Here is a 19,208-nt window from a genome sequence, read left to right as displayed (position 1 = left end):
CGGGGCCGGATGCCGCGGCGCGGCGTAGCCTGATGGCATGCGCGCCCGCAGCTCCGAGGCGTCCCGCCGGTTCACTCGCTGGATCCCCGCCATCGCCGCGCCGATCGTCATCGGCGTCGGCGTGGTGCTCGTGCCGATGCAGGCGAACGCCGCGGTCGACCTGCCCGACCTGACCCCCGCCGGGCTCCTCGAGTTCGCCGCGTCGAGCGAGGTCGAGGCCCTCTCGGGCACGATCGAGCAGACGTCCGAGCTCGGGATCCCCGACCTCTCCGGCCTCAGCGGCACGATGGGTGGCGGCGCCGCCGACGCCGGCGGCGATGGTGACGAGCCCTCCGGCGGCGGCGGCGAAGCGTCCGCGTCAGCGTCCGCGACCGACCTCGACGACCTCGTCTCGCTCGCCACCGGAACGCACACGGCGCGGGTCTACGTCGACGGCGACGACGCGCGCCTGCAGGTGCTCGACCGTCTCGCTGAGCGCGACGTCTACGCGAGCGAGGAGGGCGTCTGGGTGTACGACTCCCGCGAGCAGGCGGCGACCCACGTGACGGTCGACGAGGCCTCGTTCGACGCGCTCGAGCGGGAGCTCGAGCCCGCCTACGGCGCCGATGCCGAGGCGCGCGCCGACGAGTTGCGCGAGCAGTACGAGGCCGAGGCCGGTGAGCCGGTGCCGACGCCCGAGGAGTTCCTCGACCAGGCGCTCGCGAAGCTCGACGAGTCCACCGAGGTCTCGGTCGGCACCGACGCCCGCGTGGCCGGCCGCGAGGTGTACGAACTCGTGCTCGCACCCCGTGACGCCGAGACGCTCGTCGGCGAGATCGCGGTCGCGATCGACGGTGAGAACGGCGCGGCGCTCGCGGCATCCGTCACCGCCCGCGGTGCGACCGAGCCGGCCTTCAGCGTCGCCTTCACCGACGTCACGTTCGAGGCCCCCGACGCCTCGGTGTTCGAGTTCACGCCGCCCGAGGGCACCGAGGTCACCGAGCACGTCGTGACGGCGCCGACGCTCGCCGAGCTCGAGCAGCGCAGGGCCGAGGCGGAGGCCGAAGCGGACACGACCGGTGCGCGGATGCCGCAGCCGGTCGTGCACGGCGAGGGCTGGACGACCGTGGTCGAACTGACCGGCGGCGAGGGAGCCGCCGCAGGCCTCGACCCTGAGGCATCCGCCATGCTCGACACGCTCACGCAGCGCGTCGACGGCGGACGCGTGCTCTCGACCTCGCTGCTGAACGTGCTGCTCACCGATGACGGACGCGTGCTCGCGGGCGCCGTCACCGTGGAGCACCTCGTCGACGTCGCCGCTCGCTGACGGGCGCCGCGGTGGCCGACCTCGCGATCGAGACGCACGACCTCACCAAGCGCTTCCGTTCCCAGCTCGCCGTCGACGGGCTCGCCCTCGCGGTGCCGCGCGGATCGGTGTTCGGATTCCTCGGCCCCAACGGCTCGGGCAAGACGACGACGATCCGGATGCTGCTCGGCCTCGTCGCGGCGACGGCGGGCGACGCACGAGTGCTCGGCGTCGAGATGCCGCGGCACGTCGACACCGTGCTGCCACGCGTCGGGGCGCTCGTGGAGGGGCCGGCGTTCTCGCCGTACCTGTCGGGCGAGGCGAACCTGCGCCGCTTCGACGCCGCCGATCGCCGGGCGCCGCGCCGCACGCGTGCGGCGCGCGTCGCCGAGGCACTCGATCGGGTCGGGCTGTCGCACGCCGCCCGCAAGAAGGTGCATGCCTACTCGCTCGGCATGAAGCAGCGACTCGGGCTCGCGAACGCGCTGCTCCGGCCGCGCGAGCTGCTCGTGCTCGACGAGCCGACGAACGGCCTCGACCCGCAGGGCACGCGCGAGGTGCGCGCGCTCATCCGCTCGTTCGCCGACGACGGCACGACCGTGTTCGTGTCGAGCCACCTGCTCGCCGAGGTCGAACAGGTGTGCACGCATGTTGGGGTCATGAGCGCGGGACGGCTCGTGGCACAGGGCACGCTCGACGAGTTCCGCGCCGAGGGCGAGACGCGCGTGCTCGTGCGCACGCCCGACATCGCGCGTGCACGGGGGGTGCTGGTGGGGCTCGGGCTGGAGGTGGAGCCCGAGAGCACGGATGCCCCGGCCGACGCCGCCGTGACCGCGCGTCTCGGGGCGACGGCGCCCGAGCGCGTCGTCGCGGCCCTCGTCGCGGCCGACGTGCGCGTGCGGGGGTTCGAGACGGTGCACGCGAACCTCGAGCAGCGCTTCGTGGAGCTCACCGGTGAGGGGTTCGACGTTGTCCAGTGACCTCCTCGGCTCGGAGCTGCTGACCCTCTTCCGGCGTCGTCGCACGTGGGCGATGCTCGCCGCCCTCGCGCTCATCCCCATCCTCATCGCCGTGGCGATCCGCATCTCGGGCGGATCTTCGCCCGGGCGCGGCCCGGCGTTCCTCGACCAGGTCGCCAGCAACGGGCTCTTCGTGGGCGTGACCGCCATGACCGTGGCGATCCCGCTCTTCCTCCCGCTCACGATCGGCGTCGTGGCGGGCGACTCCATCGCCGGAGAGGCCAGTCACGGCACGCTGCGGTACCTGCTCATCGCGCCGGCGGGACGCATCCGACTGCTCGTCGTGAAGTACGCCGCCGCCGCCGCGTTCTGTGCGGCCGCGACCCTCACCGTGGTCGTCGTCGGCACGCTGATCGGGTGGGCGCTCTTCCCCGTCGGTCCGGTCACGCTCCTCTCCGGGGCGACCGTCAGCGTCGGCGAGGCGCTCCTGCGGTTCCTCGCGATCGCCGGCTACGTCACGGTGTCGCTCCTCGGCATGTCGGCCATCGGCCTGTTCCTCTCCACGCTCACCACCGTGCCGGTCGGCGCCATGGCGGCCACGGCGATCCTCGCGGTCGTGTCGCAGATCATGGGTGCGCTGCCGCAGCTGGAATGGCTGCACCCCTGGCTCTTCACCGAGCACTGGCTCGGGTTCGGCGACCTCCTGCGCGATCCCGTCGTCTGGGACTCGTTCGCCGACAACGCGCTGCTGCAGGCCGGCTACGTCGCGGTCTTCGGGGCGCTCGCGGTGGGCCGGTTCCTCACGAAGGACGTGCTGTCCTGAAGGCCAGGAGCGCCGACCCGTGATCGCCGTCGAGCCGTCGGCTCACCTCGAACCGCGGCGACGCGGCGACGGATGCCTCGACCAGGTCGAGATGGCCGTGGTCCATGCCCGGAGCCGGTCCGTCGCCGTAGGCGATGAGCACGCGCCCGCCCGGCGGGAGCACGCGCGCGAGCGCATCGAGTTCGGCCGCGGCATCCGAGGTCCAGAAGACGTTGATGTTCACGGCGATGGCCGCGTCGAGCGGGCCGACCTCGGGGTCGAGTCCCGCGAGGTCGGAGACCCGCAGGTCGACGAGGCCGTCGGCGACGGCCTGCGGTACGCGCCCCCGGATGCGCTCGACCGCCTTCGCCGAGCGGTCGATCGCGACCACGGCCGGGCGGGCCGGGACCGCGGCATCCCGCCGTTCGACGGATGCATCCCGTCGTGCGACGTGCTCGAGCAACAGCCCGACCGACGCACCCGTGCCCGAGCCGATGTCCAGCACGCGCTCGCCCGGCCGCGGCGCAAGGTGCTCGACCGCCCAGCGGACGCGCTCGGGGACGGCTCGTGCGGCCGTCACGCCGACGGCGCCTCGACCGGCGCTCCTGCACGTTCGCCGACGCTCGGCGGCAATCGGCACAGGTCGTAGAAGTACCGGGTCGGCGCGGACTCGTCGGTCGCATCGACGATCACGTTGACGGAACCGTGCGGCAGTTCGTCGCCCGCGAGCACCCACACCGAGAAGTGCCAGATGCCGCGTACCGAGAGGTTGAGGAGCCGACGCCCGTCGACGACGAGCACGGTGTCGGGGTCGGTCGCGCCCGTGAGCGTGCCGGCCCGGAACGGCTCGACCGTGTCGTGTCGCAGCGTCGCCTCGTCGACGTCGCCGAGCGACACGCGCCGCGTCGGCTGGCTGCGACCGGCGAGCACGGCGGCGAGGTCGTCGGCGAAGCGGGCGGCGCGTTCGCCGGTCTCGCTCTCGACGGCGAGCAGTCGGCGGGCTCGGGGGGAGTTGTGCAGGAACTCGTCGGCGATCGAGTCGAGCAGGGTCCGGCGTGCTTCGGTCGGCTCGTCCATGCCGCATAGGCTACGCCGGGGCCGCGCCCGCCGCGATGGTCGTGGCCGCACCCGCGGCATCGTGGGCGTCGGCGTGCGGCATCGGGCCGCGGGCGACCTCCGAGAAGGCGATCAGGGGCCGTCGGGTGACCGGATGCTCCAGCACCGATGCCTCGACGCCCCACACGCGCCGGATCAGCTCGGGCGTGAGCACCTGTCCCGGCTCGCCCGCGGCGACGACCCGTCCGTCGGCGAGCACGATGACGTGGTCGGCGTACCCGGCGGCGAGCGAGAGGTCGTGCAGCGCGGCGAGCACCGTGAGCCCGCCGTGCGCGAGCTCGCGCAGGAGGCCGAGCATCGTGAGCTGGGCGTGCACGTCGAGGTGGTTGGTGGGCTCGTCGAGGAGCAGCAGCTCGGGCTCTTGCGCGAGCGCGCGGGCGAGGTTCACCCGCTGGCGCTCGCCGCCTGAGAGGGTCGCGTACTCGCGGTCGGCGAGCTCGACAAGCGCGGCGTCCTCGAGGCAGCGACGCACGATCGCGTGATCGAGTTCGCCGGGGCCCGCGAACGCACCGACGTACGGGGTGCGCCCGAGCGCGACGACCTCGGCGACGCGGAGGCCGGGGGCATCCGTCACCTCCTGTTCGGCGAGGGCGACGACGCGGGCGCGCTCGCGTCGACGGAGGGCCGCGAGGTCGCGCTCGCCGAGACGTGCGGCGCCGGCATCCGCCCGCTCGACGCCGGCGATGAGGTGGAGCAGCGTCGACTTGCCGGCCCCGTTCGGGCCGAGGAGGGCGCCGACCCGGCCGCCCGGCACGGTGCAGTCGACGTCGTCGATGATGAGGCGCCGGCCGCGGGTGAAGCGCACACGGTCGGCCCGGAGGCCGTTGGTGTTGCGGGCATCGGTCATGCGAGCCTCCGGTTCATGCGAGCCTCCGGTTCATGCGAGCCTCCGGTTGCGGAGCATGAGCACCGCGAACACGGGCCCGCCGACGAGGGCGGTGAGGATGCCGACGGGCAGCTCGCGCGGGTCGAAGAGCGTGCGGGCGCCGGTGTCGGCCCACACGAGGAACAGTGCGCCCGCCAGCGCCGAGAGCGGCAGCAGCGAGCGATGCCTGGCTCCGACGAGGAACCGCACGGCGTGCGGGAGGATCAGGCCGACGAACCCGATCGAGCCGCTCACCGCCACGAGGGCACCCGTGAGCAGGGCCGTGCCGGTGAGGAGCAGCGCGCGGCTGCGGCCCACGTGCACGCCGAGCGCCGCCGCCGCGGTGTCGCCGAACGCGAACGCGTCGAGCGTGCGCGCGCTCGCGAGGAGCGGGATGCCGATGACGATCACGGCGCCGCCCGCGATCGCGACCGAGGTCCAATCGGTGCCGGCGAGCGAGCCGAGCAGCCAGTTGAGGATCTCGCGGTAGCTGTCGCCCGTCGCGCTCCAGAAGATGACGAGGCTCGTGATCGCTCCGAACACGGCCGATACGGCGAGCCCCGCGAGCACCGTGCGGGTCGGCGTGAGTGCGCCGGCCGCGTTCGCGAGGGCGAGCGTGGCGACGAGCGCGACGAGCGCTCCGGCGAAGGCCGCGAACGGCAGGAGCAGGCCGACCCCGAGCACGATCACGATGACCGCGCCCACCGACGCGCCCGAGGAGAGGCCGAGCAGGTACGGGTCGGCCAACGGGTTGCGGGTGAGTGCCTGCATGACGGCACCGCAGAGCGCGAGGCCCGCGCCGACCGCCGCGGCGCTGAGCACGCGCGGCATCCGCAGCTCCCACACGATGCCGTCTCGCAGCGGGCTGAGGGTCGGTTCGCCGATGCCGAGGTGCGCGAGCACGCTCGCCCACACGTCGGCGGGGCTGAGGCCCGCGGGTCCGATGGTGACGGCGACGACGACGGATGCCGCGAGCAGCACGCTGAGACCGACGGCCCACGCCGCGACCCGCACGCCTGAGCCCGATGGTCGAGCAGGACGCGCCGCGTCCGTGTCGAGACCCGGCGAGCCATTGCTCGAACGGCTGGCCTCGATACGCGGCTGCGCCGCTACTCGACCAACGGAATCCGACATCAGTTCCCCAGGCTCCCGAGCTGCTCCACGAGCGACGCGACCGCGCCGACGTTGCGCACGCCCGCCTCGGTCGCCGGGAAGTCCACGATCAGGTAGCGCTCCTCCTGCACCGCCGGCAGGGCGGCCGTGGCTGCGTTCTGCTCGAGCAGCGCGATCTTCTGCTCGGCGGTGTTCCACGCGGCATCCACGAGCACGATGACGTCGGGATTCGCGGCGACGATCGCCTCCCAGCTCATCGACGTCCAGGTGTCCTCGACGTCGGCGGCGACGTTCTCGAGGCCCGCGGCATCCATGATCATCTGCGGTGCGCCGATGCCCGCGCCGACGTAGGGCGTGTCGGACCCCGACGAGTACCAGAGCGCGGTGAGTCCGTCGTCGTTCGGCTCGATCGCGTCGAGCTCGGCGCGCTGGTGGGCCACCAGGTCGGCCGCGGCATCCGGAGCGCCGAACAGCTCGCCCGCCTCCTCGAACTCGCGGAAGACCTCGTCGAAGGTCAGCGGGTTCGGCATGTAGCCCTCGGCCTTGCACGCGGCGGGCGCGACGTAGGTGGCGACGCCGAGCTGCCCGAGGGTCTCGCGGTCGCCTGCACCCTCTGCCGAGAGGTTCGACTCCCACCCGGCGAACACGAGGTCGGGCTCTGCGGCGAACGTGACCTCCTGCGAAGGCACCTTGTCGGAGAGCACCTCGAGACCGGATGCCGCGTCGGCGTACGCCGCCGGCACGGGTCCGTCGCTGAACGCGGTGCCGACGATGCGGTCCTCGAGCCCGAGCGCGAGGAGGAGCTCGAGCGTCGAGGACTTGATGGTCACGACGCGCTCGGGGGCGGCGTCGAGGGTCACCTCGGTGCCGCAGTTATCGACGGTGACCGGGTAACCGGACGATACGGTGTCGGCCTCGGCGGCATCGTCGGCACCGATTGTGGCGGTCGACGTGGCCGCACAGCCGGCGAGCAGCAGGGCTGCGGCGGGCAGGGCGAAGAGGGGTGCGGAACGGCGGGGAAGCGGCATGGGGTCTCCGATGGCAGGTGCAAGTGTCGACTCCGACGAGACGTCGGCGACTCGCAGCCCAATGCCGGGCCACACGCATCGATCAGATCCAGATCGAGGGGTCGTTCACCATCGTAGACCCGTCGAGCGGCCGCGAGGACGTCAGGGAACCGTAAGCCCCCGCCGTGGTGCCTGCCGTCGGGCGCGGCTTGACTGCTGGAAGGCCGCCGCACCCGGCGGCGAAGGAGATGAAGAGATATGGCATCCACCCGAATCCGCCTGATGACCGGCGCCCTCACCGCGGGGTTGTTCGCCGTCGGCACCGTGCTCGCGGGAGCATCCGCGGCGAACGCCGAGGGCGTGACCGGCCCCGGCTTCTACGTCGACGGCGTGCAGTACCGCACCGTCGGAACGCCGACGGACTTCACGGTCACCGGCGCGCCCGACAGCACGTTCCAGCCGATCTACGCGTTCCCCGCGGGCACGCAGCCCAACATCACCACGGCAGCCCCGGGTGACGCCGACTACCAGGGCGGTCGCTGGCAGGTGTACTCGGTGAGCCTGCCCAACGGCTACGACGCGGCGCTCGCGTCGGGCGACCTCGACGGCGACGACGTGCTGGACTCCGACGAGGAGCTCTCGGCGGCCGTCACGGCGGGCGACGTCGTCATCGGCGACATCGTGGCGTCGTTCGAGTGCCCCGTGATCCCGGTGCCCGCGTCGAGCTGACGCGTCGGCACCGCCGAGCCGTCCTGAGGGCGCCCTCGTCCGCGAGGGCGCCGTCGGTGCGTCAGCGCATCCGGGCGCCGAGGTCGATGGCCGCGCCCGCGAGTGCGGCCGATGTGTCGAGGTCGCGCATCCAGAGCGGCACGGATGCCGCGACGAGACCCGCCTCCTCGAGCGGCGGGACCGCGGCGGCATCCGTCTCGTCGACGAGCCAGCCGTCGAGGAGGCCTCCCGCCGAACGTGCCCCGTAGTGGCGGGCGACGGCCGCGGCATCCGTCTCGACGCCGATGGCCGTGAGGCACGCGTCGGCCATGCCGCGCACGACCGCGCCGCCGATGATCGGTGAGACGCCGACCACGGGTGCGGGTGTCGCGGCGAGCGCCTCCCGGATGCCCGGCACGGCGACGATCGTGCCGATCGACACCACCGGATTCGACGGGGCGATCAGCACGACGTCGGCGTCGGCGATCGCCTCGACGACGCCGGGGGCGGGGCGGGCCTCGGCGAGGTTGCGCTGCTCGAAGCCGAGTGCTGGGATCGCGGCGCGGTACCGCGTCCACCACTCCTGGAAGTGCAGTTCGACGCGGCCCGCCGCGTCGGGCAGCGACGGATCGATGCGCACATGCGTGTCGACCTCGGTGTCGGTCGCAGGCAGGAGCCGCACCCCGAGCGGCCAGCGGCGCTGCAGTCGCTCGGCCACCTGCGTCGGCGTGGCTCCCTCGCGCAGCCAGGCCGTGCGCGCGAGGTGCGTGCCCAGGTCGAGGTCGCCGAGCGTGAACCACGGCCAGCCCACGCCCCACTCGCGCAACTCGGCGGCGACCCGCTCGGTCTCGCCGGCTCGACCCCAGCCGCGCTCGGTGTCGTTGACTCCCGCGAGCGAGTACAGCAACGAGTCGAAGTCGGGCATGAGCCGCACGCCTGCGAGCCACAGGTCGTCGCCCGTGTTGACGACCACCGTGATGTCGGCGGAGGACGCCTGCCGTTCCTCCGGCCGCCGCCGCGCGCACTCCTCGCGAACGCCGCGCACGAAGCGCGATCCTCCGACTCCGCCGGCGAGCACCGTGATCCGCATCCCGCCAGCCTATGGCGACGTGCCTCTGGCATTCCGCGCGCGAGGGGTACACGATGGAACGCAGGATCCGCACCGGAGCGGGAGGCCACATGAACTCGGCAGCAACCCCGACGCATCGGACCGTCGCCCTCGTGGGTGGGGCAGGTTCGGGCAAGACCACCCTCGCCGAAGCGCTGCTGCATCGCGCCGGCGCCATCACGAGAGCCGGCACGGTCGAACAGGGTTCGACCGTGTGCGATCACGAGCCCGAGGAGGTTGCGCGCGGCACGACCCTCGGGCTCTCGCTCGCCTACCTCGAGTGGACGGCGCCGGACGGCGTGGAGCACACCTTGACGCTCGCGGACACCCCGGGGCATCCCGACTTCGTCGGCGGTGTCGACACCGCACTGTCGGTGGCGGATGTCGCGCTCGTCGTCGTCAGCGCGGTCGACGGCGTCACGGCGGGCACCCGGTTCGTGTGGGCGGCGGCGGAGACGGCCGGGGTGCCGCGCATCGTCGTCATCACCCAGGAGGACAAGGCCCGCGCCGACTTCCACCGCGTGCTCGGGGAGCTTCGTTCGGCATTCGGGGAGCATCTCTGGCCGCTCGAACTGCCGCTCGGCGAGGAGCAGGCGTTCCACGGCGTCGCCGACGTGCTGAGCGAGCAGGCGCTGGAGTACGACGAGTCGGGACGCCATCGAGAAGGCCCGCTGCCGCCGGAGACCGAGGCCGAAGAGCATCGGATGCACCTCGACGTGACTGAGGAGATCGTCTCGCACGACGACGAGCAGCTCGAGGCGTACCTCGAGGGCACGGAGCCGTCGGCCGGCGACCTCGAGCGCACGTTCGCTCGCGAGGTCGCCACCGGCGAGGCGGTCCCCGTGGTGGTGTGCTCGGGCGTGACGGAGACCGGGGTCGACCGCGTCCTCGACCTGCTGTGCGCGCTGGCACCCGCTTCGCTCGACCATGACGGCAGCATCGTCGTGGGCGAGGGGGACGCCGGCACCGAGATCGCCGTCGCGCCGAGCCCCGACGGCGAGGTGCTCGTGCACGTCTTCCGCACGGTCGCCGACCCCTTCGTCGGACAGGTGTCGATGCTCAAGGTGCTCTCAGGCGTGCTTCGGCCGAGCGACCGCCTGCGCAACGCCACCACCGGTGCCGACGAGCGCATCCACGGCCTGTTCCGGCTCCGCGGAGCGGAGCACCTGCCCGCCGATGCTCTGGGTGCCGGGGAGGTGGGTGCGGTCGCCAAGCTCACGGGGTCGCCGTCGCGGTCGCTGCTCTGGACGCGAACCAGCGGCACGGCCCGGCCCGCGCCGGTGCCCCTGCGAGCGCCGGTGTTCGCGGTCAGCCTGGAACCCGCGTCGCAGTCCGACGACGAGAAGCTCTCGGGTGCGCTGGCCCGGCTCGTCGCAGAGGACCCGACGCTCCTCATCGATCGCGCGGGCGGCGCGACCATCCTGCGCGGACTCGGCGACACCCATCTCGCCGTCGCGGTCGAGCGCCTGGCTCGCGTGTTCGGCGTCCATGTGAACACCGGCCCCGCCCCGGTGGCCTACCGCGAGACGATCGCCGGGTCGGCCGACGCCGAGGGCAAGCTCAAGAAGCAGTCGGGAGGCCACGGGCAGTTCGCCGTGGTGCAGCTTCGGGTCTCGCCGCTGCCTCCGGGTCAGGGGTTCGAGTTCGTCGACAAGGTCGTCGGCGGCGCCGTGCCCCGCACGTACATCCCTGCCGTCGAGAAAGGGGCGCGTGATGCGCTCGCCACCGGCGGACCGCAGGGGCATCCGGTGGTCGACGTCCGCGTCGAGCTCTACGACGGCAAGGCGCACTCGGTCGACTCGTCGGAGATGGCCTTCCGCACGGCCGCGTCGATGGGCGTGAAGGCCGCACTCGCCGAGGCCGGCACCGTGCTGCTCGAGCCCGTCTCGACCGTGACGGTCACCGTGCCGTCGGACCTGCAGGGCACGGTGCTCACCGACCTCTCGGGCCGTCGCGGTCGAGTGAGCGCCACGGAGGCGGCCGAGGACGGTCGTGCTCGCGTGGTCGCGAGCGTGCCCGACGCCGAGCTCACCCGGTACGTGCTCGACCTGCGGTCGATGACCGGAGGCCAGGCCGAGCTCGTCATCACGCCCGATCGGTACGCGAAGGCGCCCAGTTCGGTCAGGGCGTGAACCCGCAGACCTGCCCTCAGAATGGCGGCGCCGATCAGTATCAGGAAGTATCATCCCGTATAAGCAGGCACCATAGACGCCGCGATCGAAGGTGATACATGGACGCGTTCGGCTCCAACCCCTTCCGGCCGGGCGCGGGGCGGGTCCCACCTGAGCTCGCGGGCCGCGATGCGATCCTCCGCCAGGTCGGTTCGGTGATGGATCAGGTGGTCGAACAGTCCGAGGGGGATCGCCCCATGATCATCTCGGGCCTTCGGGGCGTCGGCAAGACGGTGCTGCTCAACGAGTTCGTCCGCACCGCGCACGACTCGCGAAGATGGATCGCGGTGAAGCTCGAGGCGGTTGGCGGTGGCAGCCTACGACGGACACTCGCTCAAGCCCTCTACTTGGAGCTGCGAAAGCTCGCCGGCCCCACCGACCAGGTTCGCGAGCGGGTCATGCGACTGCTCAGGGTGTTCCGTTCGTTCCAGTTGAAGGTCGATCCGAGTGGGACGTATTCGTTCGGCTTCGACATCGATGCGATGCCCGGTCGAGCCGACACCGGGGACTTCGAGCGAGACATCCTCGACCTCTTCGAGGAGCTCGGCGCGACCGCGCGGGAGCTCGACCTCGGGGTGCTGGTGGCCGTCGACGAGTTGCAGGATGCCCCGAAGGACGACCTCAACGGGCTCAATGTCGCGCTCCACACCCTCGGCCAGGCGCCTCGACCGGCGCCGATCGTGTTCATCGGAGCCGGTCTCCCATCCCTTCCGGCCGTGCTCGCCGACGCCACGAGCTACGCCGAGCGACTGTACGACTTCCGCAGCTTGGGCCTGCTCAGCGATGCGGAGACCACTGACGCCCTCCGCCGACCTGCAGAGGCGCGCGGTGTCCATTGGGACGAACGGGCGCTCGAGATCGCGCGGTCTGCGATCGGCGGGTACCCGTATTTCGCGCAGGCCTGCGGGAAGCACGTCTGGGACGCTCGGTCGGTCGCCGACCGCATCGATGAGGACGATGCGAGGGTCGGAATCGAATTCGCGCGCGACGAGGTGGACCGGGGCCTGTACCAGTCGCGATGGGACCGTGCGACTCCGGCGCAGCGCGAGATGATGAAGGCCATGGCGGCGGATTCCGGTGAGCCTTCGGCGATCCAGGACCTCGTCTCCCGAACCGGGAAGGCACGCGCGAGCGACCTCTCCGTCTCGAGGAACGAGCTCATCAAGAACGGGCACATCTACGCACCGGACCGCGGATACGTCGCCTTCACGGTGCCCGGGATGGCGGACTTCATCCACCGCAAGCACCTCGATTGACCCTGCGCGTCGAGGCACCCTCAACGCCGCGCACCTCCGGCACGCCACACGCACGCGGCACCGCACCCTCGGCGCACGCGGCACGACGCTCCGGCGGCTTTCCCGGTGCGTTCGCGGCGATGTCGTCCATGCCGCGGCATCCGTCGCCGCCACCTCGAACCGCGCCCTCCCGCCGAGCCTCGGAACCTGCCCCGGATCGACATGCGGTGGCGGGATGAACCACACCCTGCCGTCGGCGACGCGGATGCCCCAGCCCTCGCGATGCACCGAGTGATGACAGAAGCTGCACAGAAGCACGCCGTTCTCGAGGTCGGTCGGGCCGGTGTCGCGTTCCCACCAGGCGATGTGGTGCGCCTCGACGTAGCCGATGTTCTGCCCGCACGAGGCGCAGCCGCCGTCGCGCTCGCCGAGGGCGAGGCGTTGGGCCCTGGTGAAGAGTCGCGCGCTGCGACCGAGGTCGAGCGGCAGGCTGTCGCCGCCGAACACGGCCGGGATCAGCTCGGCATCGGCGGCCATGCGCCGGGCGCTCGCCGCGGAGATGCGTAGGTCGATGCCATCGATGCGGGCATGCCCGAGGCCGGTGAGGAGGGTCTCGAGATCCATCCGAACCACTACGGTCGTGCTCGCGAGCGGCGTGAGGCCACGGTCGCAGCCGAGCGCGTGCCGAGCGAGATCGGCGAGCGCGTCGGCCTGGAGCTGCGGGATCGACCGGTCGTCTCGGATCGGCGGAGCGATGCCGGCGCCGCCGTCGCCCGAGTCGGTGTCGCGGCGCCGGCGCAGCACGTCGCTGACGAGCGCCTCGACGGCCGCCTTGACGGGTGCGGCGCTCACGGGATCGAGCCGGGCATGGAGATGCACCATGCCGTTGCCCTCTTCGCGGATGGTCAGCGACCGCTCGGCTCGGAGCTGCTCCTCGCGCGGCTCGACCCCATCGGCGTCGAGCCGCGCCTCGGCCTCGCGGACCCCTCGCAACACGACCTCGAGCGGCACCTGCGAAGCCAGTTGCACGAGAGCGGCCTCGGCCGCGCCGGCCAGCGCGGGTTCGGCGCGCATCGCGACGCGATCGAGCATGCCCGTGATCGCCGATGCGGCCTCGAGGCTGATGGCGGCCGACTCCAGCGCCGCGCCGACATGCGGATGCCGTGACGGCGACCGTTCGCCGAGGAACGTCGCCCGTTCGGCCGTGGCCGAACCGACCGCGATGAGCTTGGCCGCATCGCCTCGAGACCCGCCCGTGGATGCGGCGATGAGGCGCACGGGATTGTGGAACCCCTGCGCCTTGGCGAGCCCCTGGTCGCCGAATTCGGGCCCGGATCGTCGCGCGACCTCGGCCGCGGCACGGGTGAGCAGCCCGTCGACCTCGCGCCGCAGCCGTGCGAGCTGATCGGTGACCCGAACGAGCCCTGCGTCGCTCATCTGCTCGACCTCCGCCTGCAGACCGCCACGGATCGCGCCCGGTGCCGGCATCGCGCAGGCCCAAGCGTTGCCGAGCGCCGCAAGGCCCCGCTCGAGGGAGGTGAGGGAGTGTTCCATGCTTCGATCCTGCACCCACCCACCGACAGTCGAATCGCGGCGAACTCCGCGTTGATCAGCGGAAATACCTGTGGAGAACTTGGCGCCCAGCCGACCTGTGGAGGACGAGTGGAGGTGTGGGCGAGCCGCGAGACCGGAGGAGTGGCGGTGGTGCAGGCGCCCAGTCCCGGGGATGGCCGGCAGGAGGCGCCGACCGAGGCAACCGTCGATGACAACGACGCCCCTCAGTACCCGCCCGCCGCGAGGTGCGTCGCGGCCGAGGCGAGCGCGTCCGCCACCTCCACGGTGCCCTCGCGCAGCACGCCGACGGTCACGCGCACGAAGTCGCCGCCGGGGCGCCCACGCGGGCCGTTCGCGGCATCCGTCGCCTCGGAGGCGGCGAGGAAGGGCGAGCCGGCGGCCACCCGGATGCCCGCCGCCGCGAGCTGCACGAGGGCCGAGCGCTCGCTGAGCACCGGCATCCACAGGTTGATGCCGTCGGCGTGGGCGACGGCGACGCCACGCGCCCGCAGCGCGTCGCCGAGGGCGCGCTGCCGCGTGTAGTACTGGCGTCGCGCCTCGGCCACCGCGTCGATCGACGAGCCCTCGGTGAGCAGGTCGAGGAGGATCCGCTGCAGCATGCGCGAGGTCCAACCGGGGCCGAGCATGCGGCGCGCGGCGATGCGCTCGACGAGGTCGGCCGGTCCGCTGACCGCCGCGATGCGCAGGTCGGGGCCGTGCGACTTCGAGAAGCTCCGCACGTGCACGACGCGGTCGGCAAGCCAGGTGCCGAGGGTGACGTCGCCCTCGGTGGAGATGAGCCCCGAGTGGTCGTCCTCGATGACGATGAGGTTCTCGACGTCGCGGGCCGAGCGGATGACGCAGGCCACCTCCTCGGCCCGTGCGGCGGTCATCGACGCCCCGGTGGGGTTCTGCGCCCGCGGCTGCAGGAGCACGGCGACCGGCCGGCTCTGAAGCGCCGCAGCGAGGGCCTCGGGTACCATCCCGTGCTCGTCGAGCCGCACCGGCACGGCCTCGGCGCCGAGCATGTCGAGCAGGTCGAGGAACGGCGGGAATCCCGGATGCTCCACCACGACCCGGTCGCCGAACCGCACGAGCTGCTCGAGCGTGCGCGAGATCGCGTCGAGGGCACCGTCGACGACCATGATCGACTCGGCGGGCGACGGCCACGAGTCGGCGAGCACGGTCGCGAGCCCGGGGATCACGGGGACGTCCTGGTAGCTGCCGGTCTCGGCGCGCGCCGACACCCGCGAGAGCGCGGGCCCCAGCGGAGGCAGCAGCAACGGGTCGGGCGTGCCGCGCGAGAGGTCGAGGCGCACCGGGTCGTCGGGGGCGGCCATGCCGCGGAAGCGCGGGGCGAGTCGGTTGGGAGACACCGGGCGGACGAAGCTGCCGGCGCGTCCGCGCGACTCGATCATGCCGGCTCGGGCGAGCGCCTGCCACGCCTGGCTCACGGTGGCCGGGCTGACACCGAGGGCGCCGGCGAGGTCGCGCACGGTGGGCAGTCGATCACCGCTCGCGAGCTCGCCCGTGTTGACCAGCCGGGCGATGACGCCCGCGATGCCGCGTGGGGACGGATCGGGGAAGTCCGCGAGCGCGGTCAACGCCGAGGCATCCACTCGAACAGGATTCACATGAATACCTGACACGACCATTGCCTCCTCACGAAGCAAGGGACAGGATAAGTAACCACAGCGTCACAGAGTGAAACAAAAGAGAAATGTTCACGCCGAACAATAACAGAACGGGTCGCAGGCTCGTTCGGCGGTTCCCCCGGGGGCAGCCACTCGGCATTTCCCTCTCGGCGCCATGCAACGCCCGGTGAGTACCTGACACGAAGCACCATCGCCAGGCACACACCGAGCGGACGGCAACGGCGCCGACCGACTCAGGAGGCAATATGACGATCGTCCGAGCAGCCATCACGCAGACCACGTGGACCGGCGACAAGGAGTCGATGCTCGACAAGCACGAGCAGTTCGCCCGTCAGGCGAAGGAGCAGGGTGCGCAGGTGATCTGCTTCCAGGAGCTCTTCTACGGTCCGTACTTCGGCATCACCGAGGACGTCAAGTACTACGACTACGCCGAGCCCGCCGACGGACCCATCGTGCAGCGCTTCGCGACCCTCGCCAAGGAGCTCGGCATGGTCATGGTCCTGCCGATCTACGAGGAGGAGCAGCCGGGCGTCTACTACAACACCGCGGTCGTCGTCGACGCCGACGGCACGATCCTCGGCAAGTACCGCAAGCACCACATCCCCAACCTCGACAAGTTCTGGGAGAAGTTCTACTTCCGCCCCGGCAACCTCGGCTATCCGGTGTTCAACACGGCCGTCGGCCCGATCGGCGTGTACATCTGCTACGACCGGCACTTCCCCGAGGGATGGCGCGAGCTCGGCCTCAACGGCGCGCAGATCGTGTTCAACCCCAACGCGACCAAGCCCGCACTCTCGAACCGCCTCTGGGAGATCGAGCAGCCGGCTGCGGCGGCCGCGAACGGCTACTTCATCGGCGCGCCCAACCGCGTCGGCACCGAGGACAACGAGTACGGCGAACTGGCCGTCACGTTCTACGGCAAGAGCCAGTTCGTCGACCCGCGCGGCAACCTCGTGGGCGAGTACGGCTCCGATGAGCACGAGGAGGTCGTGATCCGCGACCTCGACCTCGACCTCATCCGCGAGGTGCGCAACTCCTGGCAGTTCTACCGCGACCGCCGGCCCGAGTCGTACACCGCCATCCCGAAGCCGTAGCCGACGAGTCGCGAAGGAGCGAGTGACATGACGACCACCCTCATCTCCGGCGGCACCGTGGTGAGCGCGACAGGTCGCGCCGACGCCGACGTCCTCGTCGACGGCGAGACCATCGTCGCCGTGCTGCAGCCCGGCAGCGCATTGCTCGGCACGGATGTCGCGGCATCCGTCGACCGCGTCATCGACGCCACCGGCAAGTACGTCATCCCCGGCGGCATCGATGCGCACACGCACATGCAGCTGCCCTTCGGCGGCACCGAGGCATCCGACACCTTCGAGTCCGGCACCCGGGCCGCCGCGCACGGCGGCACGACCTCGATCATCGACTTCGCGGTGCAGACCTACGGGCAGCGCATCGAGGACGGACTCGCCGCGTGGCACGAGAAGGCGTCCGGCAACTGCGCGATCGACTACGGCTTCCACCAGATCGTCGGCGATGTCAACGAGGCCTCGCTCGAGGCCATGCGCAGGCTCCCCGACGAGGGCATCACGAGCTTCAAGATGTTCATGGCGTACCCGGGGGTCTTCTACTCGGATGACGCGCAGATCCTGAAGGCCATGCAGGTGTCGCGAGACACCGGCCTGCTCACGATGATGCACGCCGAGAACGGTCCTGCGATCGACGTGCTCGCCCAGCAGCTCGTCGAGCAGGGCAAGACCGACCCGTACTACCACGGCATCGCCCGCGCGTGGGAGATGGAGGAGGAGGCCACGCACCGCGCGATCATGCTCGCGAAGCTCACCGGCGCCCCGCTCTACGTCGTGCACGTGTCGGCGAAGCAGGCGGTCGAGCAGCTGGCGTGGGCGCGCGACCGGGGCCAGAACGTCTACGGCGAGACGTGCCCGCAGTACCTGTACCTGAGCCTCGAGGACCAGCTCGGCGCGAAGAGCGACGAATGGGGCGCGTTCGAGGGTGCGAAGTGGGTGTGCTCCACTCCGCTGCGCAGCCGCGCCGACGGGCACCAGGACTCGATGTGGCAGGCGCTGCGCACGAACGACCTGCAGATGGTCTCGACCGACCACTGCCCGTTCTGCATGAAGGACCAGAAGGAGCTCGGACTCGGCGACTTCCGCAAGATCCCGAACGGCATCGGCTCGATCGAGCACCGCATGGACCTCATGTACCAGGGCGTCGTCACCGGTGAGATCACGCTCGAGCGGTGGGTGGAGCTCACGAGCACGACGCCCGCGCGCATGTTCGGCCTCTACGGGCGGAAGGGCGTCATCCAGCCGGGTGCCGACGCCGACATCGTGGTCTACGACCCGGAGGGGCACACGTCGATCGGCCTCGACAAGACCCACCACATGAACATGGACTACTCGGCGTGGGAGGGCTACGAGATCGACGGGCACGTCGACACGGTGATGAGCCGCGGGAAGGTCGTCGTGGAGCACGACACCTACGTCGGCGCGAAGGGCGACGGCCGCTACCTCAAGCGCGGCCTGAGCCAGTACCTGATCTGACCCTTCGACGAGCTCAGGGAGCATTCATGGAATTCGGAGCGGTCCTGCAGACCAACCCACCGGCGTCGCGAACCGTGCAGCTCGCGAAGCTCGCCGAGGTGCACGGGTTCAGCCACGTGTGGACGTTCGACTCGCACATCCTGTGGCAGGAGCCGTACGTCATCTACAGTCAGATCCTGGCGCAGACCCAGCGCATCAAGGTCGGCCCGTTCGTCACGAACCCGGCGACGCGCGACTGGACCGTGACGGCCTCGGTCTTCGCGACGCTCAACGAGATGTTCGGCAACCGCACGGTGTGCGGCATCGGGCGTGGCGACTCCGCGGTGCGAGTGACGAACGGCAAGCCGACGACGATCGCCGAACTGCGCGAGTCGATCCACGTCATCCGCGAGCTCGGCAACTCGCGGCCGGTCGACTTCCACGGCTCGCGCATCCAGTTCCCGTGGAGCCGGGGCTCCGAGCTCGAGGTGTGGGTCGCGGCGTACGGGCCGATGGCGCTGAAGCTCGCGGGCGAGGTCGGCGACGGATTCATCCTGCAGCTCGCCGACCTCGACATCGCCTCGTGGATGATCCAGACGGTGCGCCGTGCCGCGGAAGACGCGGGACGCGACCCTGCAGAGGTGAAGTTCTGCGTCGCCGCGCCCATGTACATCGGCGACGACTGGGAGCACATGCGCGACCAGTGCCGCTGGTTCGGCGGCATGGTCGGCAACCACGTCGCCGACATCGTCGAGAAGTACGGCAAGGCCGGCGAGGTCCCGAGCGCCCTCACCGACTACATCGAGGGCCGCGAGAGCTACGACTACAACCAGCACGGCCGCGCCGGCAACGTGCACACCGCGTTCGTGCCAGACGAGATCGTGGAGCGGTTCTGCGTGCTCGGCTCGGCGAGCGAGCACATCGAGAAGCTCGAGCAGCTCAAGGCCCTCGGCGTCGACCAGTTCGCGGGGTACCTCCAGCACGACAACAAGGAGGAGACGCTCCGGGTCTACGGCGAGACGGTCATCCCGGCGCTCACCGAGCACATCCGGGCGAAGGCGTGACGGAGGCGCGCGTGCGCGAGACGGATGGT

Annotated in this window: 16 protein-coding genes and 1 pseudogene; 9 read left to right on the top strand and 8 right to left on the bottom strand. The window is 71.5% G+C overall.

What is annotated here, in order from left to right; genetic code table 11:
* The first annotated feature begins 37 nt into the window (after positions 1 to 37).
* The 3 genes from ACVFI9_RS18855 to ACVFI9_RS18845 are packed head-to-tail and all read left to right on the top strand — an operon-like array spanning position 38 to position 3,067.
* A complete protein-coding gene (locus ACVFI9_RS18855; protein WP_474763706.1) occupies positions 38 to 1,306 on the top strand; it encodes a LolA family protein in 1,269 nt (422 codons plus the stop codon).
* An 11-nt stretch (positions 1,307 to 1,317) separates the two neighbouring features.
* Positions 1,318 to 2,265, top strand: a complete 948-nt coding sequence (locus ACVFI9_RS18850) for an ABC transporter ATP-binding protein (RefSeq protein ID WP_474763705.1) — start codon at positions 1,318 to 1,320, stop codon at positions 2,263 to 2,265.
* 52 nt (positions 2,266 to 2,317) lie between these two features.
* Positions 2,318 to 3,067: an ABC transporter permease gene (locus tag ACVFI9_RS18845; protein ID WP_474766321.1), complete on the top strand. Its 750-nt coding sequence runs from the start codon at positions 2,318 to 2,320 to the stop codon at positions 3,065 to 3,067.
* On the opposite strand, the gene ACVFI9_RS18840 is transcribed toward ACVFI9_RS18845, so the two are convergent.
* The 5 genes from ACVFI9_RS18840 to ACVFI9_RS18820 all read right to left on the bottom strand — a co-directional run bounded on the left by ACVFI9_RS18840 (position 3,045) and on the right by ACVFI9_RS18820 (position 7,168).
* Entirely contained in the window at positions 3,045 to 3,626 is a 582-nt protein-coding gene (locus tag ACVFI9_RS18840; RefSeq protein WP_474763704.1) for an SAM-dependent methyltransferase, read from the bottom strand. The genes ACVFI9_RS18845 and ACVFI9_RS18840 overlap by 23 nt on opposite strands.
* Complete coding sequence (locus ACVFI9_RS18835; RefSeq protein ID WP_474763703.1) at positions 3,623 to 4,123, bottom strand: nucleoside/nucleotide kinase family protein; 501 nt, start codon at positions 4,121 to 4,123, stop codon at positions 3,623 to 3,625. Before ACVFI9_RS18835 ends, ACVFI9_RS18840 begins: the two co-directional genes overlap by 4 nt.
* Positions 4,124 to 4,133: 10 nt before the next feature.
* A complete protein-coding gene (locus tag ACVFI9_RS18830; RefSeq protein ID WP_474763702.1) occupies positions 4,134 to 5,009 on the bottom strand; it encodes an ATP-binding cassette domain-containing protein in 876 nt (291 codons plus the stop codon).
* Between the two features lie 30 nt (positions 5,010 to 5,039).
* On the bottom strand, positions 5,040 to 6,041 hold the full coding sequence (locus ACVFI9_RS18825) for a putative F420-0 ABC transporter permease subunit (protein ID WP_474763701.1): 1,002 nt from the start codon (positions 6,039 to 6,041) through the stop codon (positions 5,040 to 5,042).
* Between the two features lie 119 nt (positions 6,042 to 6,160).
* A complete protein-coding gene (locus tag ACVFI9_RS18820; protein WP_474763700.1) occupies positions 6,161 to 7,168 on the bottom strand; it encodes a putative F420-0 ABC transporter substrate-binding protein in 1,008 nt (335 codons plus the stop codon).
* Between the two features lie 237 nt (positions 7,169 to 7,405).
* On the opposite strand from ACVFI9_RS18820, the gene ACVFI9_RS18815 reads away from it, so the two are divergent.
* Positions 7,406 to 7,876, top strand: coding sequence for a hypothetical protein (locus ACVFI9_RS18815; RefSeq protein WP_474763699.1), 471 nt, complete (start codon positions 7,406 to 7,408; stop codon positions 7,874 to 7,876).
* Positions 7,877 to 7,937: 61 nt separating this feature from the next.
* Here ACVFI9_RS18815 and cofD read toward each other — a convergent pair whose 3' ends face one another.
* Complete coding sequence (gene cofD / locus ACVFI9_RS18810) at positions 7,938 to 8,945, bottom strand: 2-phospho-L-lactate transferase (protein WP_474763698.1); 1,008 nt, start codon at positions 8,943 to 8,945, stop codon at positions 7,938 to 7,940.
* A gap of 89 nt (positions 8,946 to 9,034) precedes the next feature.
* Between cofD and ACVFI9_RS18805 the strand changes: the two genes are divergently transcribed.
* Complete coding sequence (locus ACVFI9_RS18805) at positions 9,035 to 11,095, top strand: elongation factor G (protein ID WP_474763697.1); 2,061 nt, start codon at positions 9,035 to 9,037, stop codon at positions 11,093 to 11,095.
* A gap of 98 nt (positions 11,096 to 11,193) precedes the next feature.
* Positions 11,194 to 12,390 (top strand): ATP-binding protein, encoded by a 1,197-nt coding sequence (locus tag ACVFI9_RS18800; RefSeq protein ID WP_474766319.1) that lies wholly within the window; start codon positions 11,194 to 11,196, stop codon positions 12,388 to 12,390.
* Positions 12,391 to 12,708: 318 nt separating this feature from the next.
* On the opposite strand, the pseudogene ACVFI9_RS18795 reads toward ACVFI9_RS18800, so the two are convergent.
* Both ACVFI9_RS18795 and ACVFI9_RS18790 read right to left on the bottom strand, forming a co-directional pair.
* Positions 12,709 to 13,806, bottom strand: a pseudogene (locus ACVFI9_RS18795) (DUF222 domain-containing protein); the annotation flags it as partial.
* Between the two features lie 341 nt (positions 13,807 to 14,147).
* Positions 14,148 to 15,542, bottom strand: coding sequence for an aminotransferase-like domain-containing protein (locus tag ACVFI9_RS18790; protein WP_474763696.1), 1,395 nt, complete (start codon positions 15,540 to 15,542; stop codon positions 14,148 to 14,150).
* Positions 15,543 to 15,823: 281 nt separating this feature from the next.
* Between ACVFI9_RS18790 and ACVFI9_RS18785 the strand changes: the two genes are divergently transcribed.
* From ACVFI9_RS18785 to ACVFI9_RS18775, 3 genes are read left to right on the top strand one after another with little or no spacing between them, the layout of a single operon-like run.
* Positions 15,824 to 16,672, top strand: a complete 849-nt coding sequence (locus ACVFI9_RS18785; protein WP_474763695.1) for a nitrilase-related carbon-nitrogen hydrolase — start codon at positions 15,824 to 15,826, stop codon at positions 16,670 to 16,672.
* 27 nt (positions 16,673 to 16,699) lie between these two features.
* The gene (gene hydA / locus ACVFI9_RS18780; RefSeq protein ID WP_474763694.1) at positions 16,700 to 18,136 is read left to right on the top strand and encodes a dihydropyrimidinase; all 1,437 of its coding nucleotides are present in this window, start codon (positions 16,700 to 16,702) and stop codon (positions 18,134 to 18,136) included.
* Positions 18,137 to 18,162: 26 nt separating this feature from the next.
* Positions 18,163 to 19,179, top strand: a complete 1,017-nt coding sequence (locus ACVFI9_RS18775) for a TIGR03842 family LLM class F420-dependent oxidoreductase (protein ID WP_474763693.1) — start codon at positions 18,163 to 18,165, stop codon at positions 19,177 to 19,179.
* Positions 19,180 to 19,208 lie beyond the last annotated feature (29 nt).

The sequence above is a fragment of the Agromyces sp. NSFZ genome (assembly GCF_056156205.1).
Note: the sequence above shows the minus strand (reverse complement) of the source record. Positions and strands in the feature narration are given on the sequence as shown.